Consider the following 24,579-nt stretch of genomic DNA (forward strand, 5'->3'; position numbering starts at 1 on the left):
TTCCCTCTTCCACTGAGGAACGTTCCCTTTGTGCAAACGCTTGCACGAAACGTTTAAATGAAGCACATGCCTGCGTAAGCATGTGCATAGTACTATAAGCATATCGAATCAAATTTCTTTTTTCAAGCGCAAACGTGCTAATCCTCACAAGCGTTTGCGCGATTGTTGCAAAATGCTTTGCAATTTCGTTTGGTACGTTGACGAGAGCTGTTCGGCTCCTTCGGTAATCAGCCCGGCATAATACGCTGACGGCGCTAATTCAACCGGCTCTTTATCTTTAATCATGTACGTCGCCGCTGTCAGCTCCTCGTCTGTCGCGAGAAGCGAAACGTTCACAGCGGTTCGAACATAAAGGTTCGGAGCCCCTTCGCGTTTATCCAGTTCAATAAAATCGGGAACAGCAAAAACCATTCCTTCCACAAAATCTCCGGATGCTTCTACAATGTCGGCGACGCCGCCTTCTCTTGAGGCAGCGTATTTCGTAAACGCAAGCCGGTAGCCGTCAAGCACAGCCGGACCGATTGTTTCTGCTTCAACGGTTCGGGCGATATCGGCTTGATGCATACAGCTTCCGAAAGCAAAATAATAGTGCATCTTGTAAACCTCTCTTAACCGTTATTTATACGAACGGACATATCCCGCCCGAATCATTTCCACGACCAGCTGTGTACGGTCTTCAAGCTGAAACTTTTTTATCAGCGACGATATTTGCGAATTAATTGTCGATTTGGAGTAATGGCGATTTTTCGCAATCGCGTCGGTGTCGTTGCCGTTCACAAGTTCTTCCAGCGTCTTCATTTCATCTTTCGTTACCGTCTTCGGCAGTTTTTCCTCAATCACTTCAAAGCGCGAAACCTTCCGCAGCTGCACTTGTCTGTCTGAAACGTGCCGGGCCACGGTGTAATTGGCTTCCGGTTCGACGACAAACGGCGTGATATCCATATCGCGCAAGATGTCTGCTCCTTTTTCGATTAAGTACGATGATCGAATCAGACCGCGGATCTCCTGTTCTGCAAGGTGCAATATCTCATCGGTCACTTCACCTTTTATCACAATAATGATAGGAAAAACCGAACTGAAATCTTTTAAAAAGGCGTCTCCGTCAACCGGGTCATAAACGTAAAAAACAATATCCCATGCGTCGTCTTTTGAAATACCGGAACGGATATCAATTTGCCAAGGCTCACATTGAACGTCGCGGCACGTTTCAAATTCAGTATGATCTTTCGCAACGATGACAGCATGTCGCTCGCTCGTCTGCTCAGCCATGATCAACCCTCCTTAACCTCATTTATTTTTCTTATGCATTTATTGTACATTTTATCTATAGGTATCTTTCTCAAGTTATCGTACATGAACCGTCACCGCTTGTCACCCTTTTCACATGAAATGCCGTGGTTCGAAATTAAATTAAGGCTTTAGCCTCTATTTTCGTCAAGAAAAAAAGGCTGCCAAAAAGGCAGCCTTTCCCCATGTTATTCCGGTTCAGTCAGTACTTCTTTCACCCGCCCGACGGTGCCGTCCGTCAAACGGACTTTAATACCGTGCGGATGCGTCGCTGATTTTGTCAGCAGCTGACTGACGGTTCCTTCCGTCAGCTGCCCTGAGCGTTGGTGCTGCTTTTGCACAACACGTACTTTTACGCCCGGACGGATGTCCGCCCGCTTGCTTCCTGTCATCTGTCATCTCTCCTCCCTGCTTTTGCTGCAGGTTTAGTCAACATAATCAATGACGCCGTCCGCCATAGAACCCGCGACGCCTTCCGGATTATTCTCCATCTCATTTAAATCGCTTTGGTTCGTCATAAAACCTGCTTCAACCAGGACAGCCGGCATATCGTTTTGACGAAGAACTTCAAACGATTGATTAAGCGTTCCGCGGTTCGCAAAACCGCTTCCTTGCGTCAAACCTGTCAGCAAAGCGTCTGCCAACTCACTGCTTTCAGATCCGTAGGCATTACTATCGTAATACACTTCTGTTCCGCTCACAGAGCTGGACGAAAAGGAATTGGCATGCACGCTGACAAACAGATCAGCTCCTGAATACGAAGCATCTGTTACACGCTGCGAGTTAGCGACATACGAGTCGTCCGTCCGGCTCATCTCCACATCCGCGCCGGCCGCTTCCAATTCGGCTTGAAATGATCGGCTGATTTCCAGCACTAAGTCGCTTTCCGTAATACTTGACGCTTCTGTTGTGCCCGGATCGATCCCGCCGTGGCCAGGATCAACATATACTTTGTAACCATCTAACGGTCCTGATGCCGACGCTTCATCTCCGCCGCCAGTGCTGACTGCCGTATCAATAAATGAGCCGTGTACATACGCTTCGGTGCCGGCATAATCAATTTCATACCAAGAACCGTTCTCCCCTTCGATCGAGACCGTTTCACCATTTGACAAACCGCCGATGATTGATGCGGTATTACCGCTGTCAGCGCGAACATTCAAACTTGTTGCTGTGACTTCACCTTCACTGCCGCTTTCCGGTGCACTGCTGCTTTCTTCGCCGCTCGTTCCGTCCGTTTCAACGTACGATTCACCTATGTAGCCTGTTGTACCGTTATACTCAATCTCATACCACGAACCGCTTGACCCTTCAATCGCTACTTCGTCCCCTTCGTTCAATACGCCGATAATCGCATGACTCATTCCGGCGTTCTCCCGAACATTTAAATACGCGGCTGTGATTGTTCCGCTCCCGTCCGCTGACTCGCCGGCTTCCGTATCTCCGGCGGACTGAGTTACATCTATGTAATCGCCGTGCGAGTAACCTGTTGTACCGTTATACTCAATCTCATACCAGTCGCCGTCCGTTGCTGTAATATCAACACCATCGCCATTTGACACACCGCCGATAATTTCACCGGATAATGACGGGGAGTCCCTGACGAACAATGAACCTGCCGATACTTCACCTTTTTCCGCTTCGCCTTGCCCGCTGACTTGCATAGCTGCACCGGTTACAAATACAGCCGACAACCCGGCTGCAGCCGTCCATTTCATTTTTTTCATAGAAGCACCTCCGCATAAGCAGTTTTATTTGTATTTGTTTTTCAAAATGAACAATTATTGTTTTCCCAGTCTAATACAGATTGATCCCCCATACAACCTGCTCTCATTCAGACTTTTCGAGGCGGATTAAAAAAAGAAGGAGGTATATCCTCCTTCAATTCAGTATTCAACTAATGTTATAGATGAATTATAGGTATTTCGACTTCGTTAAAAATGAACCGATTATTGCTCCGCATAACGCACAATGCCGCTCGCCAGACGAGCAACGATATCCTCTTGCCCGTTTTTAAGTTTTTCAAGATCTTCACCATTTGTCATATAACCGATCTCAACTAAAACAGACGGCATATGCGGATGTTCAATTACATTCAGCTCCTCGGCACGAATGCCCCGATTTGCAAAACCGCTGTCTTCTGTCAGAGTATGCTGAATATCGGCAGCCAGCTGTTCACTTTGCTCCGGATAGGCATCTCGATTAAAGTATACTTCTGTGCCGTGAACAGAAGAGCTGCCGTATGTGTTCGCGTGCAGACTGATAAACACATCTGCATTGACTTTTTTCGAATCAGCGACCCGATCATCGTTATCGACAAACGAATCATCTCGACGGCTCAACTTTGTAAATGCACCTTCATCTATTAACCATTCCTCCAGGCGTAAACCGATATCGAGCATCAACTCGCTTTCATGAATATCTCCATTAACAATCGCACCAGGATCAGCTCCGCCGTGACCGGGGTCAACATAGATAGTCATACCGTTCAAAGCCCCGTCGACAAAAGGCGAAGCTTCTTGCATCGCGATGTCAGCATAGGATCCGAGAATAGTTGTTGTTTCCCCTTGCATAGCCACCTCATAAAAAGCGCCTTGATCATTCACTACCGAAATATCTTTTCCCCTTGCCATCGCGCCGAGCATAAATGACTGCATGTCAGGCCCCGCGGCAAATTCCGGCGCTACACTTGCTTCTGCATCTCTAGAACCTTGATGATCATTAAAACTGTATGCCAAAGATAAAATGAATAAGCCGACAACGATTGCACTGATAAATAGCATTTTTACATGACGGAACAACGAATCACCCGCTTTCATTTCCAATATCATCCTTGTCAGTTTAATATAACTTCCATAAAATAGCAAGTTTGATTGGAAATAATATACGTTCAAGTGATTACATGACAACTGAATAACGAAACCCAACTCAATTTCACTCTTATTTCAGCAATCTTACGACAAAAAAAGATCTCTTTCTGGCATACCAGAAAGAGATCTGCGAGTCTTCTTACCAATCATGAACTTCTTCGTCGTAAGCATTGTTGTCCTCTTCAGCGGGGGCTTGTTCGTTGTGCTGATTCAACCCGCCATTCTCCGCCGGCTGTTGTTCTTGTCCGCCTGGCTGCTGTTCGCTATTTGACTGCGGCGCTTCTTCCGTTTCCGCTCCGCCGTCATAATTCTCTTCATACCCGTCATTTTGCCCGCCGGCATTATTCCATTGTTCTTGTTCTTCATTTTCTTCCCATTCCGAGTTGGGTTCTTGCTCCACAGGTTCTTCTTCAACAGGCGCTTCTTCCGGAACCTGCTCATGTTCAGCCGGCGCTTGTTCTGGGGCGTATTCTTCCGCTTCATCGATCATTTCCAAGTGCAATTTTAAGCGCTGCCTCGTGTCATGAAGCGACTCTTCATCAAGCTGATAATAATAAATATCATCGCGCATCATTCCGGATCCATCGAGGTTCAATGACTCAATTTCTGCCAGTCTGTCAGCATAATGATGAAGCGACATCATCGTATCGAAATCGATATTCATTTCCGTATTTCTTTCCACCGTATCCAAAAGCGGCTGAAAACTGGTCAAATTACTGACATTTGCCGTTTCGTGAATTAACGATTCAATAATTTCTTTTTGCCGCTTCCCGCGGCCGATATCCCCTTCAGGATCGTGTTTGCGCATCCGGGCGTAAGCAAGCGCTTCTTCGCCGTCAAGCGTCTGTTCGCCTTTCGGGATGACGATTTCACCGTACGTGGCGTTATCCGTATCTCTGACTTCCATCGGCGCGTCGACATCAATCCCGCCGACTTCATCAACCACTTCCATAAAGGCATCAAAATTGACAGATACGAAATAATCGACCGGCACATCTAAAAGTCCTTCCACCGTATCCAGCGTTAAATCGATGCCGCCAAAAGCATGGGCATGGTTGATTTTATCTGTCTGCGCCCGCCCCGGAATGTCAACGAGCGAATCCCGCGGTATATTGAGCATCTTCACACTTTCATCATCGGGATTGAACGTCACGAGAATCATGGCATCCGTCAAACCGCTTAAATCTCCATCCCGCGTATCCAGTCCGAGAAATAAAACAGAAACCGGATCTTCGCGCGGATCAACGTCCACATCGCGGTACTCCGAACGCTCTCCTCTCTCGAGCTCTTGCTGGGTGCTTTCAGCTACTGACGACACTTGATTCATGACGTAAGCAAGTCCGGCGCCGGCGACAGCAAACACAAGCAAAAATGCCAGCAATGCAATTTTCCAAATTCGTTTCTTCCGCGGCTTCGTTGTTTTTTTATCATTATAACGGGACATTCCCATATAAAGCGTGCTCCTTTTAAGTCGGTTTTATCTTTACATATTCAGACAAATTATAGGCAGTCTCAACTGTACATTTTAGCGAATTCCCAGTACCGGGTAAAGCAGTTTTTTCTATTTATCAAATCTTCGATATTCATGCCCAACAGTTTGACGAAATAAGGTAAAATATAAGACATAATGTCAGAAAACAAAGGGGATTCATTATGTCTGAAGTGAAAAAAGCCATCATCCCTGCTGCCGGTCTCGGCACAAGATTTTTGCCGGCCACAAAAGCCCAGCCGAAAGAAATGCTCCCGATTGTCGACAAACCTGCGATCCAATACATTGTTGAAGAAGCTGTCGCTTCCGGCATCGAAGATATCATCATTATCAGCGGCCGCGGCAAACGGGCGATTGAAGACCATTTTGACGTGTCGTATGAATTAGAAGAAACCTTGCGCAGAAAAGACAAACACAGTCTTCTTCAAGAAGTGCAGTCGATTTCTAATATGGCCAATATCCATTACATCCGGCAAAAAGAACCGAAAGGCCTCGGTCACGCAATCAGCTGCGCGGAACATTTCATCGGCGACGAGCCTTTCGCTGTTTTGCTCGGCGATGATATTGTTCATCCGGAAAAAACACCTTGTTTAAAACAGCTGATCGATGTCTTTGACCGCTACCACTCTTCTGTCGTCGGGGTGCAGCAAGTTCCCGCTGACGAGACTCATAAATACGGCATCATCGCCCCGAAAGGCGCGGAAATAGATCCGGGCATTATTCATGTCGATGACTTGATTGAAAAACCGCCGCGAAACACAGCTCCTTCAAACTATGCGATCATGGGGCGTTACATTCTCAGACCGGAAGTGTTTTCAATCTTAAACGATTTGCCTCCCGGTGCCGGTAATGAGATTCAGCTGACAGATGCCATCAAAGTGCTGAATGAATCGCAAATCGTCCTCGCCTGCGAGTTCAGCGGACAGCGTTATGATGTCGGCGATAAACTCGGTTTCATCAAAGCAACGGTTGATTTTGCGCTTAGGCGCAAAGATTTATCAGCGGACGTGCGCGCTTATATCGAAAAACTCGCGAAAAAATAATCGCGCTTGCCTATATAGACGTGAAACCTTCTTTGACGTTTCACGTCTATATGTAAGAATTCATTGCTACCTTTATGGAGGGGACACTATGACCGAAAACTATTCACGCAGCGAACGGCGGGAACGTCCGCGCCGGAAAAGCAAATGGAAACTGGCCCTGTTGGCATTTATCGGTTTCATACTATTAGCAGGATCGGGGATTGCTTACATTGGCTTTTCACTCCAGCAAGTGACATCCGATAACCAAACTGAGTTAAACCGCGGAAATCAATCCGATTTGCGCGAAATGAGCATCAACCCTTCCGATGATCCGGTATCTGTATTGTTTCTCGGCCTCGATTCGCGTGACGGCGATTTAAGCGGCCGCACCGATGCGATGGTGCTTGCATCCTTTAATCCGGAAGACGATTCAGTTCAGATGCTGAATATTCCGCGCGATTCACGTGTACCGATCCCCGGATACGGCGAAGATAAAATCAACCATGCTCATGCTTACGGCGGGGTCGACTTAACGATCGAAACGGTTGAATCATACCTCGACATCCCGATCGATTACGTGATTTCCTTGAATTTCGATGCCTTTATGGATATTATCGATACGATGGGCGGCGTCACTGTGGACGTGCCGATGGATATTGCCGATACAGACAACGCAACGTACGGAACGGTCGAAATCGCTGAAGGCAGACAAACGTTGGACGGTGAAGAAGCGCTCGCGTATGTGCGGATGCGAAAAGATGATCCGCGGGGCGACCTCGGCCGCGGCGACCGGCAAAAAGATGTCCTTGAAGCGTTAATGCATGAAGTCTCCTCGCTGCAGACGCTGACCCGGTTTAATTCCTTCGTCGATGCGCTCGATGACAACTTAAGCACGAACTTGCGCTTCAGCCAGATTATCAGCATGCACGGTTACGCCGGCGAACTGAATAACATTGACCAATTCAGCTTCGACGGGGAGGATACGACGATAAACGGTGTCTATTATTACCAAATCTACGAATCATCCCGCGAGGAAGTTTCAGACAAATTTAAACAACACTTACAGTTAACCGGTGCTTCCTATGCCGCAGAGTAACAAAACGCCTGAATGCTGAGCATTCAGGCGTTTTTATTATAATAGGCAATCGTTTTGCGAATTCCGTCTTCGAGATCCGTTAGCGGTTCCCATGCCAATTCCTCGATCATTTTACTGTTATCAAGCCGGCTGAAAGGAATATCGCCGCTTCTTGCTCGCCGATACGAAGGGACTGAAGAGGTCGCCAACACGCGGTCGATCACACTGATCATTTCATTGATCGACGTCTCAGTGTTCGTGCCGAGATTATATACCGAGTGTATTGTTTCTGTGTTTTTTTTAGCCTGATTAAGAAATGCCGTTAGACCGGAAACGAGATCATCGACGTAAATAAAGTCTCTCGTCTGTTCACCGTCGCCGTACACAACAGGTGTTTCGCCGTTCATCAGTTTATGAATGAAAATCGATATGACACCGGATTCCGGAGCTGCGCTTTGCCGGGGGCCGAAAACATTCGAAAAACGAAAGCAGCCGGTACTCATTCCGTAAAGGCGGCCGGTTGCCTCAACGTAATGCTCAGCAGACAATTTTGACACGCCGTAGGGCGAGGTCGGTGTTTTTTCTGCATTTTCAGCGATCGGAAGCTCATTTTTCAAGCCGTAAACCGCAGCCGAAGAAGCGTAAACGAACGCTTTCACATCATGACGCCGCGCTTCTTCAAGCAAATGAATCGTACCGATAATGTTTGTTTCCGCATCATCTGACGGATTCGCCAGCGACACACTGACATTGCTTTGGGCGGCAAAATGAATCACTTGTTCGATGTCCGGATGGTGGCCGAATGTTTCGCGAACGCTCATCGGATCGCGGATATCCGCGACAACAAGCATTAAATTCTCATTTTTCGGCAAATAGGAGCGTTTCCCGGTCGATAAATCGTCCAACACGACAACTTGATGACCGGCATCCAATAAAGCGGCCGTCATGTGTGAACCGATAAACCCCGCACCGCCGCTGATTAATACTTTATCCATAGGATCAGAGCCCCTTCCGCTTAGAAATCCGTTAATAATTCATCGATGACCGGTCTTCTTCCGAAGAGCCTTCTTCATCTTCGGCCGACGTGCCTTCAGATTTTGACTTTTCGAAAATCACTAAGAAGGTTTTCAACAAAATTACCACGTCAAGCCATAAACTGTAATTGCGGATGTAGTATAAGTCGAAGCGCAGCTTGTCTTCCACTTCGGTCGAATATTTGCCCATCACTTGTGCGTACCCGGTGACACCGGGTTTTACGCGGTTGCGGTAGCCGTAATGATAATACTTTTGCGCCAGCTGCCTCGTGAAAAACTCGCGTTCCGGGCGCGGCCCGACCAGCGACATATCGCCTTTTAACACGTTGATCAGCTGCGGCAGCTCATCGAGACGCGTCGAGCGGATGAAATGGCCGACTTTCGTAATTCGGTCGTCATCCGCGGAAGCGAGCACAGGGCCGGTTTGATTTTCCGCCCCGGAGATCATCGAACGAAACTTGTACATCATAAACGGCTTGTCGTTTTTCCCGAGCCGTTCTTGTTTGAAAATAATCTCGCTTTTGCGGTCTTCTAACTTCACGATCACCGCAACAAATGCAAACACAGGTGAAGCGAGCAAAATGAGCAGCCCGGAGCCGATAATATCCAATACCCGTTTAACAAACACTTTATCCCACGTCAGGCCGAACGGTTTGACGCCCATGACCATCGTATCTTCGAGCGGCGAGGTTGCTGCCCGCTGCAGGAGCAATTCATAGAGCGTCGGAATAACGTAAACATTTTTATTGCGTTCCATCGCGTGGTAAATAATTTGCGATTTCGTTTCTTTGGAGATGTCCGTGCACAGCACCGCATAATCGGATCGCTGCAACAGATGATCGATTTTATCGATCGCATCCGTTCCGTGCGCATGAATTACTTTCGTGCCGCGAAGCATCGGGTGCTTAATTTTGTTCGTCATTTTTTTGAGGTTGTGCTCATTTCCGATTAACAAGACACGCCCGACAACTTTCCCGCGGGTGATTTTCAAATACAATGTCTTAAATACAACAATCAAGACGACAGAAAACACGCTGGCGATTAAAACAACCGAACGCGGCATCGCGAATTCGCGGAACAAATACGACGCAGCCATCGTTAAAAATGTCATCATCGCTACCGCAACGATCGTCTTGCGCATGATATCGCTGATTTGATGCTTTTGATCCAATGAGTACAGTTCATAAACGGCAATAAAAAACAGCGCAATTAATAAGATCCACGGAAGCAACGAGATAAACGCATCCCAGTTGCGGCCGGGAAAATCAAAATAGCGCACGTAAAAAGCACTGATATAAGCAATCAATACGAGCAGCAAGTCCGCCGTAATTAAAAACAGCCGGTGGTTTCTTGACTCCCCCATATTTGTCATCTGCGACCCAACCTCTCTAAAATTCCCTTTTTATGTCTGAAAGCACACATAGCTGATGTTATTATATCATGCTCGAAGGAGGTTGGTAATGAAAAAAATGACCTGCTTTTCAGCAGGCCATTCAAACATTTAATTTGCAACATTCAGCATTTGCACATTCGAACTCTCAACATAAACATCATCGTAATCTTTATGATCTGAGCTGATGCGATACCAGCTAGAACCGTTGTCACCGGACACCTCTTCTTTAATAGCAACCGGTATTTCAGAACTGTTCAGCGTGTAAGCTACATTGGCTGATGAACTTGGTTCCTCATAAATGGAGACTCCGCTTGTATTTGTCTCTGCCAACTCGTATTGACCGAGGTCTTTTTGTCCGAGCTGACGGTCGGCTCGATACATATGACCGGCAATCTTTTGACCCCAATAAGAATCCGATGCATATCGTATATTAAATCCAAGGCCTTTATTACCCAGCACGGAACCGCTGAATCTCCAATCATCTACATGCGCATAGCCATCATAAATATAATTTTTCGCAAAATCCATGATATTATCTTCAACGGAGTAATAACTATTTGCATTTCCATAAGGATTTTCATCTGAAGCGTTAATGCCAAATAAATTGTAATGATCTTGAGCAATTTCGCTGTATCCCCAACCGCTCTCGTGAATAGCTGTACCTAGGATAAACAGGGCATTGATCCCCGTCTCTTCCTGCGCTTCAACAAAATACTCTCCGGTATTTTCTAATACACTACCTGATTCTCTGAGATTATTCTTAATAAATTCGTCAAGTTCTTCCGCAGAATAATTCGATTCTGTCCGAACATGAAGCATATTAAAATACTGCTCAGCTTCGCCGACTGTATCACCGTATGAATCAGTAAATTCGCTGCCATCTTCACTGTAGTACTCGTCCTCTTCATTTAAAAACGATGGCGCCTTTCCGTATTGATAACTTCCATGGTATTGATTTAATCCTTCATAAATCCGATGATAAAGAAGACCTTCTTGTGCTTGATAATAATTTCTTTGGCCTGCAGCTATTGATTCCGGAAGAACGGTAAATTCTCCGACAGAAACGTATCCTGTCGTGCCAGCGTAACTGACTTCAATATAGTCTTCTGTCATACTTACCAAGTTCAACTCACTGCCAAAGTCAGCATTCGATGTGATGTAAGTCTGTGCGTTCCCTAGAGATGAGTCACTATAAATATTCAGCGTCCCTTCCCTGCTCTCAGAGTTTCTTGGCCTTACAACTGCCCCTTCTTCAACATTCAAGATCATATCCATACGTTCACGTGTAGGTTCGTCTGCGATTCCGTTGACCACTAGTCCTTGATCTTGTTGGAAATTCTCTACCGCACTTGTTGTTTGAGGACCGTAATATGTCGTTCCGCTAAACGAACCATACCCTATCATCTCTAATTTATTTTTTAAATTAACTACTCCTTCATAATCAGCATCTCCAAGACTGTATGGTGAAGTTAACAACTCAGTGATTTTTTCTCTAGTTGCCCGATTAATTTCACCGGACGCTTCCAAGCCGTAGTATTCTTGCAGATCCATCACGGCGCTCTCTGTCGAGTCATCAAACGTTACACCTTCAGAGGAGTCTCTAAAACCTAACTGATTTAAATCATTATTTAGTTCTTCAACCGCCTCACCGGAGTCACCTCTTTCCAGTTCGACGTCACCCATTTCCTCAAGTAATTCTTTCGTAGCCTCATTGACCTCGCCGTTTACGTCTAAGTCATAAAGCTCTTGGAATTCTGTAACAGCTGCTGCTGTCTGCGGACCATAGTAAGTCGTACCGCTAAAGGAACCTAACCCAATGTTTGTCAACAGTTCCTTGACTTCGACTGCGTCATCACGATACATTCCTTCTCGAAGCGGTCCCTGGGCCAGTTCTTCTAACAAATCTTGCGTTGCTTGATCAGCTACGCCTGTCTCATTAAGACTGTCTTCAGCAGCTTGGAATTTTTTGACAGCTTTTGTTGTTTGGGGACCGTAATATGTTGTTCCGCCAAATGAACCAAAACCGAGAATCTCGAGATTTTCTTTGACATTTACCGCTCTATCATCGCGATCACCATCGCTCAATGCTGCTTCAGCACGGTTTTTCATTTCTTTCAGCATATTTTCATCAACCGTCCCGCTGACTTCAAGACCATAATGTTCCTGATATCTTTCAACAGCAGAAGCAGTTTGCGGACCGTAGTAATCCGTTCCGCTAAACGAGCCGAAACCGAGTTTTTCTAAATACTCCTTTACTTCTACCGCATCGTCACGATATAAACCTTCACGCAATGGACCTTCAGCCAGCTCTTTTGCTCGTTGTAACAATTGTTCATCCGCAACTCCAGTCGCTTCAACGCCGGTTAAGTCCTCTTGGAAACGCTCCACAGCCGCCGTTGTCTGCGGACCGTAATACGTCGTCCCGCTGAACGAGCCGTAGCCGAGAATTTCCAAGTGTTCTTTTAGGTCTACCGCCCGCTCATCACGGTCGCCGTCGCGAATCGCCGCTTCTGCACGTTCATTCATGTTTGCGATGCCCGATTCTGTCATTTCACCGGTTACATCTTCGCCGTAATAGTCCTGATATGCTTCGACCGCTGCCGTTGTTTGCGGGCCGTAATACGTCGTTCCGCTGAACGAACCAAAACCGAGTTTTTCCAACAGCTCTTTCACTTCTACCGCATCTTCACGGTACATCCCGTCACGAAGCGGCCTTTGCGCAAGCTCTTGTAAACGGTCCTGGGTTTTCTGATCGGCGACCCCGGTTTCTTCTAACCCTTCCTGGTCAGCCTGAAAACTTGCTACCGCTGCCGTCGTCTGCGGACCGTAATACGTCGTCCCGCCGAACGAGCCGTAGCCGAGAATTTCCAAGTGTTCTTTCACAACGATCGCTTGATCATCGCGGTCGCCGTCGCGAATCACCGCTTCTGCACGTTCATTCATGTTTGCGATGCCCGATTCTGTCATTTCACCGGTTACATCTTCGCCGTAATAGTTCTGATACGCTTCGACCGCTGCCGTTGTTTGCGGGCCGTAATACGTCGTTCCGCTGAACGAACCAAAACCGAGTTTTTCCAGCAACTCTTTCACTTCTACCGCATCCTCACGGTACATCCCGTCACGAAGCGGACTTTGCGCAAGTTCTTTTAAACGGTCCTGGGTTTTCTGATCGGCGACACCGGTTTCTTCTAACTCTTCCTGGTCAGCCTGAAAGCTCGCTACCGCCGCCGTTGTCTGCGGACCGTAATACGTCGTCCCGCTGAACGAGCCGTAGCCGAGAATTTCCAAGTGTTCTTTCACAACGATCGCTTGATCATCGCGGTCGCCGTCCTGAAGACCGTCGATGTCTTCCTCTTCATCATCCTCGTCTTCCGTGTCTTCGTTCTGCACACCGAACATCATGACCTCATTTTCGCTGTCATCATCCGCCGCTTCTTCGCCATTGTTTTCGGCCGTTTCTTCCTCAGCTGCTTCTTCATCTTCTTCCAATTCTTCATCGTCATTTACGTTGTTGTCCGCATCGTCCGTTTCATCCGCTGATTCGTCCTCGGCAGATTCGTCAGTATCGTCATTATTTTCCGTATCGTTTTCATGATCGTCATGCTCATCGGTCTCATTTTCTTCATTCGCTTCATCTTCAAACTCAGCTTCGACCTCGGCCGCTAACGTTTCCGCGAGGTTCAGTGTAGCTTGTCCCGCTTCTCCCGTGGGTTCCAATTCTTCTTTATCTTCCTGAAATGTATAAACCGCTTCTTCCGTCGCCTCGTCATAAAGCTTCGAATCGTCCAAGTTTCCGTATTCAAGCGCCGTCAAGTTCGCTTTTAATTCAGCAATCTCCTCCGCTTCGTCCCCTTGGACGAATACAGCTTCTTGCGCAAGCTCTTCGGCAAGCTTCACTGTCTCTTCATCCGCTTCACCGGTCACTTCCAGCTCTTCGTCTTCCTGAAAAGCTGCCACCGCTTCTTTCGTCTCTTCATCGTATTCATCTGTTTCTTCGAGTGGTCCGTAATCAAGCGTTTGTAAGTCTTCTTTCAGCGCTGAGACCTGTTCATCTTCATCGCCGAGTTCGAAGGCTTGTTCGCCTTCCTCTTCCTCCTCATAGTTTTCTGATGTTGTTTCCTCTTGGTTTTGATCGTTATTTGATCCGTCCTCTGCTTGAACCGCTGTCCCTGCAACACCTGAGGCCACAGTCAACACGATCGTGCTTGATAATACCTTATGTAACTTTGGGTTCATAATCGCTCTCCTTTAATTAGTTATTCTAATACCTAATATCTATTATCTATTTTTATCCAGCTGAAATCAACCGAACATTAAAAAAAACCTTCAAGCAGTTGTTCCGCTTGAAGGTTTTTTTATAACTACTGAAAATAATTTAATACACCGTTCGTTATGGCCTCTGCTGATTTATCGCGATATTTGCTTGATCTTAATTTTTCTGCATCACCGGCATGATCCATAAAACCAAGTTCCAATAGTGCGCTTGGAATTTCATTCTGTTCCACAACTGTAATGGTTCTACTATGTTCAAAAACGCGACGATAATTAGTATTCAGTGCTGAAACAGTTGCATCTTGCAAGTTATGCGCAAGACGCTCGCTATTAGAACTTTCATGGCCTGAGTGCCAGATCGTTTCTGTCCCGTTAGCTTCACCGTTAAAGATATTCGCATGAACACTTACGAAAATATCCGCTTCTGAATTGTTCGATTGAAAAGCCCGTTGACCAGGAGTCAGATAAAAATCTGACCGCCTCGCCATAACTACATTGGCCCCAGCCTCTCTCAGCGCTTGTTCAGCGCGAAGACTCACATCCAAAGCAATTTCTTTTTCTAACAATCCATTAGCTGTACCACCTGGATCAGGCCCGCCATGACCGGCATCTAAATATACTGTTTTCCCTGCTAAAGGGCCGCCAGCTACACCTTCACCTGTATCTAAATGAATGTAGCCCGCATTGGCATACCCTAATTGACCATTTCCATACCTGATCTGATGCCAAGTTTGAGAACCGACATTTTCTATCGTTTCAATGATTTCAACATCTGTTCCTGAGCTGAGACTGTCTATGATCGTATTTGAATTACCGCTTCGCGGCTCTGAACGAATGTTCAATCTGGAGTTTACGACAACCTGCCCCGTATTCATGCCCTCGATTTCAATATATTCCTCAATGAAATTTCCAGATACGTAACCTTCCTCATCGTCAAACCTGATGCGGTGCCAGCCATTATCTTCTGTACTCAGAATTTCGACAACTGTATCTCGAGGGAGTTGGTTAATGACCTTGCCGGATGTATTCGGAGCTGTACGCATATTTAATGCTGAAGAGGCAGTAACAATACCTAAACTAACATCTTCTTCTGCTTCCGCGAGCGTTTCCAACAATTCAACAGTTGTTGGATTAGCGATCCCGTTGACATAAAGATCATTGTCTGACTGAAATTCTTTTATTGCTGCAGTTGTTCGCGGACCGTAATACGTCGTTCCGCTAAATGAACCATATCCAAGAATTTCTAAATGCTCTTTTACTTTCACTGCCAAGTCTGCACGGTCACCGTTGGACAAAGTATTAACATATTCCTCATTCAAATGAACTAATGTTTCTTCAGAAACTTCACCATCAATCGTGTAACCATAATGATTTTGGAAGTTTTGCACAGCCGCTTCCGTTTGCGGTCCAAAGTATGACGTACCGCTAAACAAGCCAAACCCTAACTCTTGTAAAAGATCTTTCACTTCGACCGCATCTTCGCGGTACATGCCATTACGTAACGGCCCTTCAGCCAACGCTTTCAGCCGTTCTTGTGTTCGTTCGTTCGCCATACCTGTTGCTGCAATCCCGTCTTCTGACTCTTGGAATGCTTTGACTGCTGCAGTAGTTTGCGGGCCGTAATACGTCGTCCCGCTGAATGAACCGTAACCGAGAATTTCTAAATGCGATTTTACGGGGATTGCTGATTCATGACGATCGCCGTTACTTAAAATTGATTCAGCTCGTTCTTGCATACCCGCCAACGCTTCCTTAGATACTGATCCTGTGACTTCAAGCTCATAATGTTCTTGATACCTTTTAACAGCTGAAGCAGTTTGCGGGCCGTAATAATCTGTCCCGTTAAAGGAGCCAAAACCGAGCTGCTCCAAGTAATTTTTCACTTCTATCGCATCTTCCCTGTACATCGAGTTATTTAATGGGCCTTCAGCCATATTTTTCAAGCGTTCAATTGTTTTGCGATCTGCATTTCCTGTTTCCGTTAAACCTTCTTCGGATGCTTGAAAACGTGCCACTGCCGCTGATGTCTGCGGACCGTAATACGTTGTTCCGGCAAATGAACCGTAACCCAAGACCTCCAAGTGTTCTTTTAAAGAAACAGCGCGGTCGTCATAATCACCATCTTGAAGTATACTCTCGCTCCGATTGGCCATTTCCGTGAGCGTTGAGGATGTCACCTCACCGGTGACGTTCTCGCCGTAATGCTCTTGATACGCTTTGACCGCTGCCGTTGTTTGCGGGCCATAATACGTCGTTCCGCTGAACGAACCAAAACCGAGTTTTTCCAACAACTCTTTCACTTCTACCGCATCTTCACGGTACATCCCGTCACGAAGCGGACTTTGCGCAAGCTCTTGTAAACGGTCCTGGGTTTTCTGATCGGCGACCCCGGTTTCTTCTAACCCTTCCTGGTCAGCCTGAAAACTCGCTACCGCCGCCGTCGTCTGCGGACCGTAATATGTCGTCCCGCTAAACGAACCGTAGCCGAGAATTTCCAAATGGTCTTTTAAGTCCACCGCCCGGTCATCACGGTCGCCGTCTCGAATCACGCTCTTCGCACGATCAGCCATGTCTGCCATGGTCGTTGACGTGACTTCACCTGTCACGTTCTCACCGTAATGCTCTTGATAAGCTTTGACCGCTGCCGTTGTTTGTGGGCCGTAATACGTCGTTCCGCTGAAAGAACCAAAACCAAGTTCTTCCAATAGCTCCTTCACTTCTACTGCATCTTCACGGTACATCCCGTCACGAAGCGGACTTTCCGCAAGCTCTTTTAAACGATCCTGGGTTTTCTGATCGGCGACCCCGGTTTCTTCTAACCCTTCCTGGTCAGCCTGAAAACTCGCTACCGCCGACGTCGTTTGCGGACCGTAATACGTCGTTCCGCTGAATGAGCCGTAGCCGAGGATTTCCAAGTGTTCTTTCACAACAATCGCTTGATCATCGTGGTCGCCGTCTTGAAGACCGTCGATGTCTTCCTCTTCATCCTTCTCTTTTTTCGTGTCGTTGTTCTGCACACCGAACATCGTGACCTCATTTTCGCCGTTGTCTTCAGCCGTTTCTTCGTCAGCTGCTTCTTCATCTTCTTCCAATTCTTCATTGTCAATTTCTTCTGCTTCTTCGTCATCATTTACATCATTATCTGCATCGTCTGTTTCATCCGCTGATTCGTCCTCGGCAGATTCGTCAGTATCCTCATTATTTTCCGTATCGTTTTCATGGTCTTCATGCTCATTGCTCTCATTTTCTTCGTTCTCTTCCGCTTCAACCTCGACCGCTAACGTTTCCGCGAGGTTCAGTGTAGCTTCTCCAGCTGCTCCCGTAGCTTCCAGTTCGTCTTCGTCTGCCTGCAAGCTATAAACTCCTTCTTCGGTCGCCTCATCATAAAGCTTCGAATCATCTAAATCGCCGTATTCAAGCGCTGTTAAATTGGCTTTTAATTCGGCAATCTCTTCTGCTTCATCCCCTTGGACGAATACAGCTTCTTCCGCAAGCTCTTCGGCAAGCGTTACTGTCTCTTCGTCCGCTTCACCGGTCACTTCCAGCTCGTGATCTTCCTGAAAGGAAGTCACAGCTTCTTCTGTCTCTTCATCGTATACATCTGTTTCTTCGAATGGTCCGTAATCAAGCGTTTGTAAGTCTTCTTTCAGCTCTGAGATCTGTTCATCTTCATCGCCGAGTTCGAAGACTTGTTCGTCCTCCGACGCCTCGTTTTCTGATGAAGTCTCTTCTTGGTTTTGGTCGTTATTTGATCCGTCCTCTGCTTGAACCGCTGTCCCTGCAACACCTGAGGCCACAGTCAACACGATCGTGCTTGATAATACTTTATGTAATTTTGGGTTCATAAGCCTTCTCCCTTTACACTTTTTCATGTTTTTTTATTTGACATTCACAATTGTCATTATCTGTTTATTTCAATAAAAAATCAAGGAGAAATAGAAAAAAGGTTCAATTAGTCTATTAAACCCTTTTGCGACGTAATATTAAAACTAATTTGCTTTGTTAATAGTAAACATTGCTTAAACCAATAGTTCAAGCAATGTTTACCAAATTCTTGTCTATAAACTTGTCTCAGATAATGATCAGTTTATCATTTAATTTTTTTGACTAAAGATTTTATTGGACGAGGTAGTGTTCGTAAAATATAACTGACTTTCGTTTTATTCGTTTTATTATTTACATTTTGTTGAGTAATCTTTGAACTTTTTTGTTTGCTTTTGTTTTTATTGGTTTTTACTTTTTCCGGACCATCATATTCAACAGGAAAATAACCATCCTTAGTTTTGTCAATTTTATCTAATTTTTTAATATGCTCAGGTGTATCACTAGAGGAATGCTTCGGCTCCTTATAATCAATATGAAACCCTGCAATAATCGGCTTGTTCCAATCGTAAGATTTAAATGTTACTTCTGGAAACCGCTGACGCAGTGATTCACCAAAGTTATCCAACCTCTTTTTATTACCTATTCCTACTATGGAAATTTCTCCATTTTGTAATGTTTTTATATAACCATGAATTTTATTGTTCAGAGCCACAGTTTTTATTCGGTTATAATCTGATTTTTTTAGCTTGTTTGTTAAACGATACCGCACTCCTGATACCGTTCCGCCGGGATAATCAGGAAGAGTGAAGTATTTACAAGTCCCTTGTGTAAATAAGTTGTGAACAGAACCGAAATCGTAATATACATTAGGTCCTGTAAGATTATAATTCTGCGATGTTTCAGGAAAATAGTAGTCGATAATTTCTTTAGGAATATCTCGAGATTTCCCTCTCATCGGATATAAATGGGCTGTAATATGCGGTCGTGAGTTAACCTCTAGCACGACACCCGTATCTTCTTGATAGTTGATAATCATATCAACGCCACAATGAACCAGATCAGGTATTGCTTTCGCAGCATTAACCGCAATATTTTTCATTTTTTCTGACACTTCATCTGTCACATCAATTGGATCGCCACCTGAAGACACATTGTTCTTTGTTTTTAAATAAACAAACTCGCCTTCAGATGGAATCGTATCTAACGTGTAGCCTTTGCTCTTTAAAATAGTATCTGTTTCTTTATCCAGCTCAATCGGCCGGTTACTCATAGCAGGCGTTGAGGTACGAAGTTCATTTTTTGCTTTAACTAATTTTTTTATTGAATCTTTGCCGTTTCCGATTACATTTGCCGGTTCTTTTTTAAAGGCACCGATGACACGGCCATTCATCACGTACAGACGATGGTCTTCTCCATCATGAAATTTTTCAACAATAAGTTTACTGAAACCTAAATCATGCGTCACGTAATGATACGCATCATTAAATTCTTCAATTGTTTTTATATTTGCAATAACTCCAGCACCACCTGTGCCGTCAGAAGGCTTTAATACAATCGGAAAATCAATCTCATTCAAATAGAGATGAATATCATCGAGAGTTTCATTATTTTCAAATATCTTACCTTTAGGGATTTCTACACCATATTCATCTAAAGTTTTCTTTGTTTTATCTTTATGAATGCATGTCTGAATTGCTTCTTTTGAAACACTTGGCCCCCGTGCTACTGTAAACCAATATTCTTTATCATGATCTGAAATAATATATTCAGTTTCGGATTTTCTCCGGTTATTGTTTACAAATGTAACTTGAAGCCCTCTTCTCCAAGCTTCTAAAGTAACACTGTACATACTTAACGTGTAACCATTTGCGCTTAAAGGCACTGAGCCTTCCAGTTGTGGAAGTAAGGTTTTCTCATTCATAATTCACATCACCTTTTCTTCTTAGCTATTTAATTTTATCTAACTTCAATATCTGGTTCGCTTGAAGTTAAATGCTTAATTAGTTCATCATAAACTTCCCTTGTTGCAAAAGTTCCGTCAGGTGTTTTTATGTTGTCTAATTTTGTCACAACATTTTCTAACAACTCTAACTTATAATCTTTGTTATCATAAGGGTCGACCATAGTTAATTGGAGTTTAGGATTTGTTATTACCACATTGGGCTCTTCTTGTTTTTTTACAATGTCTAAATTCATAAAAGCACCGATCTTCCGGTATAAACCTTCTTGTCCCGTAAAAAAGTTGCCTAAAGAATACATTACAAACGTCTTCTTGCCCTTTGAATTCGTTATATACTCAGGGGGTTGAAGAACATGAGGATGATGTCCAATAATAACGTCCGCCCCCGCGTCAGAGAGGGTTGCTGAAATCTCTTTTTGATCAGAGGTCGGGTAACGGTGATATTCTTTACCAAAATGAATAGATATAATAAATACATCTGCAACATTATCTTTCTTCAATTTTCTTAAAAATTTTGCCGGCTTCAAAACATCGTTCTCTTCAAAGTAATCCAGCATATATTCTTTTCCCGGCGGGACCTTCATACCTGCCATTCTTTTTGTCAATGACAGAAAACATATCCTCAATCCATTCTTTTGAAAAATCCGCATCGTATTTTTATCTTTTGCCGACTTGTACGCTCCAATGTAAGGTAAGTTTAACTTATCCAAATTCTCTAACGACTTATTTAGGCCTTTTTCTCCTTTATCAAGCACATGGTTATTCGCCAAGTTTATTAAGTCAACGTTGTATTCTTTTAATAACTCAGCAATTTCGACAGGACTGTTGAATTTTGGAAAACTCGAAAGACCGATTTCAGAACCTGCAACTAATGATTCTTGATTGACAACAGTTAAGTCACTTGATTGAAATAAAGGTTCAGCAGCCTCAAGCTGCTTTCGAAAATCAAATCCATTTGCTGATGTTTTGGCTTGATTATAAAGCCTGGAATGAAGCAATATATCTCCTGTTGCTCCTAACTTGACTCTCTTTTCACTCATAACTTAAGGCAACCCCTTTCAAAAATACAGCTATCCTTCTTTCCTCAAAAACCTGCTAGCTTTCCAAGACGTACTTGTCTGTATGCGCAAATTATCCTTTTTAAGACGTTCAATTTCTTTTCGTAACTTTTTGTGTTCGCGGTTGATGCGTTTTAACGCTTGATTAACACTGCCGCGCTTCCGGGCATTGTAATCCTCGTTGATTTCGAAACCGATTTTAACCGGCTCTTTCCATTGATCATCATGGATTTTCTTAATTTTAGCTTTCTTCGTCAAGGAATACATGAATTTTTTCAACTCACCAATTTGTTCCTGTGACTCAGCAGCAACGATTAATTCAAGATGACCGTCGTAATTGTTCGTCATTTCCCCATGGATCCGGTTTCGCTGTGCATAAAGACTAATCGCATGCATAAAACTAGGGCGGTTCACATCCCCTTCGAGTGTCAACTTTCTCGCAAACAATTCCCCTTTAGGGGCAGGGTTCACTTCTATCTCAAGCGATGAACGATTTTCCAGCGGTTCCATAACTGTCGGTAAATCAAAATAAATCTTTGATTTTGACGTGTCGATTCCTTTTGTTTCCGGAAAATAATAATCTATAATCGCTTTCGGAATATCCCTTGCTTTGCCGCGGAGCGGATAAAGGATCCCACCGATCTGCGCGGTCGGATTCAATTCTATCACTGCAGCCGATTTTTCCTTTGGCTTTGATTGATCAACAATAATATCGACCCCGCCGTGGTGAAGACCTTCGACGGCTTGAATCGCATCAATTGCAATTTGTTTATAATAATCATCCATTTCATCCGTCACATCGATCGGATCCCCGCCGGAAGAAACATTCGTTTTCTCACGAAGGTAAATCTGCTCTCCTTTTGGCGGCACATCATCAAAGCTGTAACCCGCGTCGTTTAAAAAATCAAAGATCTCTTCGTCACTCTCAATCAGACAACTGTGCAAGCGGGCATTTTTTTTCCGTTCAATATTTTTCAAGCGAATCAATTCATCAATTGTATGCTCTCCGTCCCCTTCAATATTCGCAGGGACACGGTTATAAACAGCTATTACTTGATCTTCAATCACATAAAATCGGTATTCTTCACCTTTTACGTGCTGTTCAATAACGACTTCTGGATATTCCAGCTTATAACGCACATATTGTATCGCTTTACGCAGCTGTTTTTCGTCTTTAATATTCGTTAATACCCCATTGCCAAGACTTCCGTTTGTCGGTTTGATCACTAAAGGATAGCCTAAGGCATTTGCTTCTTGGACAATCGCTTCATCAGAGTCTTCGGCTGTAAAACCGACACCGTCCGGAACAGCGACATTTTTCTTTCGTAAATATTCCTTTGTTAAATCTTTTTCCGAACCGATTTCAACAGCTTCATTGCTGACTTTATCACCGCGGGTCCGGAAGAAATAATGCGTCCGCTCGCCATTGCTCAACGAATAGAGCCTTCCCGGCGGATTAACACCAAAAATCACCATATCTTGAAAATGTTCTGAATCTGCGGTATACCAAGTTAAATTTAAACCGCGGCGCCAGCCTTCCAACGCGACAGAAAAAGCACACAGCCTTGTTTTCCTCGCATTGACGACCATTTCATTTGTCAGTTGCGGAAGGGTGATTGCATCGTTTTTCATCATAAACCTCCGTTATTTCTTCCGTTTAAACACTTTTGATACATCCCCAGCCAGTCTGATCGGATAAGAAACCCGCCAAGACCAGCTGTTTCGAAGTTTTTGATTTAACTTCGATTCTTTTTTATACTCTTGTTCCATCTGCTCAATTTCAATACGCAGTGTGTCCAGCTCCTGCAGTTGCATTTTCATATCTGATTTTGTTTCAAACCCGATTTTAATCGGTCCGTTGTAATCAGTGACTTCAACATATTCAACTTCCGAACGTTCGGGATCTTCCCACAACGCTTGTTCATAATCCAGCACCGCTGTCTCATCGGAGCCGATCACAACAACTTCGATTGCCCCGTCTTCAAGATTCATTACAAATCCGCTTAATCCCCGCTCGAATGCTTGTTTTCTCAATCCGCGGTGATAATCAATTTCTTGTACGTCTCCGTAGACGGTATATTGTTTCGCTGTTAATTCACCAGTATAAGCGTGAGCGACAGTAGATGACCTGGCTGTATGCGACTTGAGTGGATAAAGAACATCCGCAAAGTCAAAATAAAGCCGTTCGCGCTCGATTACACAATCTGCAGTCTCCGGAAAATATTCATCAATGATCGCTTTAGGAATGTCATGGGCAACCCCTGACATCGGAAAGACGAGAGAACCGATTTGCGCTGTCGGATTCATTTCCAAAACAGCTAAGTTGCCGGATTCTTCATCCCAAATGACGTCTACTGCACCGTTTATAAGTCCTTCAAAGGCTCGCATTGCTCCCTCAGCAGCAGTTGCCACAGCGGTCATTTCCTCAACTTCTATACCCTCTGGATCGCCGCCTAAAGAAATGTTGCTCTTTTTCGTTAACTGAATCATTGCATCATTTTCAGGAACGCTCGTTAATGAATGACCTTGAAGATCCAGATGGCGTTTGACATCATTATTGATAATAATCGGACAGCTGAAAAGCCTTGGATTTGCTTCACGCAAAGTATTTTTTTCCTCAATTAATTGTTCAATCGTTTGTTTGCCGTCCCCGGTAACATTCGCCGGATCGCGCCGCATAATACCAACCGTTCGGCCCTGAACAACATAAACACGATATTCATCACCTTCAACATGCGATTCGAGAAGGTACTCTTTTGTAGCTGATTCTTCTCTGACCTCATTCCAACAGCGGATAAGGGAGTCCTGATCCCGAAGATCTGTATAGACTCCGCGGCCGAAACTGCCGTCTACAGGTTTTAACACAACAGGAAAACCGATTTTTTCTGCAGTAACAATAAGGTCCTCTGCCGTTAAATCCGTTTTTACCCGCTCACCAGCCGGGGTCGGAACATCGTTTGCAGAAAGTTTTGTTTTAGCCGTTTCTTTATCCATACATTCTTTGACCGCTTGTTCAGAAACACGGTCTCCGCGTGTCCGAAAAAAACGATGCGTCTTTTCGCCATCCGACAAAGAAAATAATTTGCCTGGATGATCAACATTCCATATATTCATCCCTGAGAACTCTGCTGCATCTTTTGTATACCACTTCAAAGTAAGCCCTCGACGCCATCCTTCAAGAGCTACCAGGTAAGCGTCAAATTCATATCCTCTTGCATCCATTACGACTTCTTCAGGTAAATGGGCAAGGAAGTGAGGGTTTTGATTATCCGACATGTATATCCACCTCTGTAT

The 24,579-nt window shown here is 44.8% G+C and carries 16 protein-coding genes; 2 read left to right on the top strand and 14 right to left on the bottom strand.

Annotation, left to right across the window (positions count from 1 at the left end; all coding sequences use genetic code 11):
- Positions 1 to 144: 144 nt before the first annotated feature.
- The 6 genes from EDD67_RS01075 to EDD67_RS01100 form a co-directional block, all read right to left on the bottom strand.
- Positions 145 to 594 (bottom strand): gamma-glutamylcyclotransferase family protein, encoded by a 450-nt coding sequence (locus EDD67_RS01075; protein ID WP_121439337.1) that lies wholly within the window; start codon positions 592 to 594, stop codon positions 145 to 147.
- A gap of 21 nt (positions 595 to 615) precedes the next feature.
- On the bottom strand, positions 616 to 1,269 hold the full coding sequence (locus EDD67_RS01080) for a helix-turn-helix transcriptional regulator (protein ID WP_121439338.1): 654 nt from the start codon (positions 1,267 to 1,269) through the stop codon (positions 616 to 618).
- A 206-nt stretch (positions 1,270 to 1,475) separates the two neighbouring features.
- Positions 1,476 to 1,679 (bottom strand): YwbE family protein, encoded by a 204-nt coding sequence (locus EDD67_RS01085; RefSeq protein WP_093072856.1) that lies wholly within the window; start codon positions 1,677 to 1,679, stop codon positions 1,476 to 1,478.
- A 33-nt stretch (positions 1,680 to 1,712) separates the two neighbouring features.
- Positions 1,713 to 3,014, bottom strand: a complete 1,302-nt coding sequence (locus EDD67_RS01090; RefSeq protein WP_121439339.1) for an N-acetylmuramoyl-L-alanine amidase family protein — start codon at positions 3,012 to 3,014, stop codon at positions 1,713 to 1,715.
- Between the two features lie 222 nt (positions 3,015 to 3,236).
- Positions 3,237 to 4,106, bottom strand: a complete 870-nt coding sequence (locus EDD67_RS01095; RefSeq protein ID WP_158638174.1) for an N-acetylmuramoyl-L-alanine amidase family protein — start codon at positions 4,104 to 4,106, stop codon at positions 3,237 to 3,239.
- Between the two features lie 190 nt (positions 4,107 to 4,296).
- Positions 4,297 to 5,607, bottom strand: a complete 1,311-nt coding sequence (locus EDD67_RS01100; RefSeq protein WP_121439341.1) for an LCP family glycopolymer transferase — start codon at positions 5,605 to 5,607, stop codon at positions 4,297 to 4,299.
- Positions 5,608 to 5,810: 203 nt separating this feature from the next.
- Here EDD67_RS01100 and galU point away from each other — a divergent pair, with 203 nt between their 5' ends.
- Together galU and EDD67_RS01110 are read left to right on the top strand one after the other, a co-directional pair.
- Positions 5,811 to 6,689 carry a UTP--glucose-1-phosphate uridylyltransferase GalU gene (galU, locus tag EDD67_RS01105; RefSeq protein ID WP_093072860.1) on the top strand — a complete coding sequence of 293 codons (879 nt, stop codon included), beginning with the start codon at positions 5,811 to 5,813 and terminating at the stop codon, positions 6,687 to 6,689.
- An 88-nt stretch (positions 6,690 to 6,777) separates the two neighbouring features.
- Positions 6,778 to 7,764 carry an LCP family protein gene (locus EDD67_RS01110; RefSeq protein ID WP_093072861.1) on the top strand — a complete coding sequence of 329 codons (987 nt, stop codon included), beginning with the start codon at positions 6,778 to 6,780 and terminating at the stop codon, positions 7,762 to 7,764.
- 23 nt (positions 7,765 to 7,787) lie between these two features.
- Here EDD67_RS01110 and EDD67_RS01115 read toward each other — a convergent pair whose 3' ends face one another.
- From EDD67_RS01115 to EDD67_RS01150, 8 genes are all read right to left on the bottom strand, one after another.
- A complete protein-coding gene (locus EDD67_RS01115; protein WP_121439342.1) occupies positions 7,788 to 8,738 on the bottom strand; it encodes an NAD-dependent epimerase/dehydratase family protein in 951 nt (316 codons plus the stop codon).
- 31 nt (positions 8,739 to 8,769) lie between these two features.
- Positions 8,770 to 10,149: a sugar transferase gene (locus EDD67_RS01120; protein WP_121439343.1), complete on the bottom strand. Its 1,380-nt coding sequence runs from the start codon at positions 10,147 to 10,149 to the stop codon at positions 8,770 to 8,772.
- 129 nt (positions 10,150 to 10,278) lie between these two features.
- Positions 10,279 to 14,406, bottom strand: a complete 4,128-nt coding sequence (locus tag EDD67_RS01125) for a peptidoglycan-binding protein (protein WP_121439344.1) — start codon at positions 14,404 to 14,406, stop codon at positions 10,279 to 10,281.
- Between the two features lie 125 nt (positions 14,407 to 14,531).
- Positions 14,532 to 18,287, bottom strand: coding sequence for a peptidoglycan-binding protein (locus EDD67_RS01130; RefSeq protein WP_158638175.1), 3,756 nt, complete (start codon positions 18,285 to 18,287; stop codon positions 14,532 to 14,534).
- Between the two features lie 245 nt (positions 18,288 to 18,532).
- Positions 18,533 to 20,188, bottom strand: a complete 1,656-nt coding sequence (locus EDD67_RS01135; protein WP_121439346.1) for an ATP-binding protein — start codon at positions 20,186 to 20,188, stop codon at positions 18,533 to 18,535.
- A 35-nt stretch (positions 20,189 to 20,223) separates the two neighbouring features.
- The gene (locus tag EDD67_RS01140; protein ID WP_121439347.1) at positions 20,224 to 21,267 is read right to left on the bottom strand and encodes a CapA family protein; all 1,044 of its coding nucleotides are present in this window, start codon (positions 21,265 to 21,267) and stop codon (positions 20,224 to 20,226) included.
- Positions 21,268 to 21,297: 30 nt separating this feature from the next.
- A complete protein-coding gene (locus EDD67_RS01145) occupies positions 21,298 to 22,917 on the bottom strand; it encodes an ATP-binding protein (RefSeq protein WP_307723718.1) in 1,620 nt (539 codons plus the stop codon).
- A 12-nt stretch (positions 22,918 to 22,929) separates the two neighbouring features.
- On the bottom strand, positions 22,930 to 24,561 hold the full coding sequence (locus EDD67_RS01150; RefSeq protein WP_121439349.1) for an acylphosphatase: 1,632 nt from the start codon (positions 24,559 to 24,561) through the stop codon (positions 22,930 to 22,932).
- Positions 24,562 to 24,579: the final 18 nt, after the last annotated feature.

Source organism: Salisediminibacterium halotolerans (assembly GCF_003814815.1).
GTDB lineage: Bacteria > Bacillota > Bacilli > Bacillales > Salisediminibacteriaceae > Salisediminibacterium > Salisediminibacterium halotolerans.

What these genes read in the sequence shown, in the direction of transcription:
- EDD67_RS01075 (WP_121439337.1), bottom strand. Translation starts at nt 594, where the DNA reads ATGCACTATTATTTTGCTTTCGGAAGCTGTATGCATCAAGCCGATATC.
- EDD67_RS01080 (WP_121439338.1), bottom strand. Translation starts at nt 1,269, where the DNA reads ATGGCTGAGCAGACGAGCGAGCGACATGCTGTCATCGTTGCGAAAGAT.
- EDD67_RS01085 (WP_093072856.1), bottom strand. Translation starts at nt 1,679, where the DNA reads ATGACAGGAAGCAAGCGGGCGGACATCCGTCCGGGCGTAAAAGTACGT.
- EDD67_RS01090 (WP_121439339.1), bottom strand. Translation starts at nt 3,014, where the DNA reads ATGAAAAAAATGAAATGGACGGCTGCAGCCGGGTTGTCGGCTGTATTT.
- EDD67_RS01095 (WP_158638174.1), bottom strand. Translation starts at nt 4,106, where the DNA reads ATGAAAGCGGGTGATTCGTTGTTCCGTCATGTAAAAATGCTATTTATC.
- EDD67_RS01100 (WP_121439341.1), bottom strand. Translation starts at nt 5,607, where the DNA reads ATGGGAATGTCCCGTTATAATGATAAAAAAACAACGAAGCCGCGGAAG.
- galU (WP_093072860.1), top strand. Translation starts at nt 5,811, where the DNA reads ATGTCTGAAGTGAAAAAAGCCATCATCCCTGCTGCCGGTCTCGGCACA.
- EDD67_RS01110 (WP_093072861.1), top strand. Translation starts at nt 6,778, where the DNA reads ATGACCGAAAACTATTCACGCAGCGAACGGCGGGAACGTCCGCGCCGG.
- EDD67_RS01115 (WP_121439342.1), bottom strand. Translation starts at nt 8,738, where the DNA reads ATGGATAAAGTATTAATCAGCGGCGGTGCGGGGTTTATCGGTTCACAC.
- EDD67_RS01120 (WP_121439343.1), bottom strand. Translation starts at nt 10,149, where the DNA reads ATGACAAATATGGGGGAGTCAAGAAACCACCGGCTGTTTTTAATTACG.
- EDD67_RS01125 (WP_121439344.1), bottom strand. Translation starts at nt 14,406, where the DNA reads ATGAACCCAAAGTTACATAAGGTATTATCAAGCACGATCGTGTTGACT.
- EDD67_RS01130 (WP_158638175.1), bottom strand. Translation starts at nt 18,287, where the DNA reads ATGAACCCAAAATTACATAAAGTATTATCAAGCACGATCGTGTTGACT.
- EDD67_RS01135 (WP_121439346.1), bottom strand. Translation starts at nt 20,188, where the DNA reads ATGAATGAGAAAACCTTACTTCCACAACTGGAAGGCTCAGTGCCTTTA.
- EDD67_RS01140 (WP_121439347.1), bottom strand. Translation starts at nt 21,267, where the DNA reads ATGAGTGAAAAGAGAGTCAAGTTAGGAGCAACAGGAGATATATTGCTT.
- EDD67_RS01145 (WP_307723718.1), bottom strand. Translation starts at nt 22,917, where the DNA reads ATGAAAAACGATGCAATCACCCTTCCGCAACTGACAAATGAAATGGTC.
- EDD67_RS01150 (WP_121439349.1), bottom strand. Translation starts at nt 24,561, where the DNA reads ATGTCGGATAATCAAAACCCTCACTTCCTTGCCCATTTACCTGAAGAA.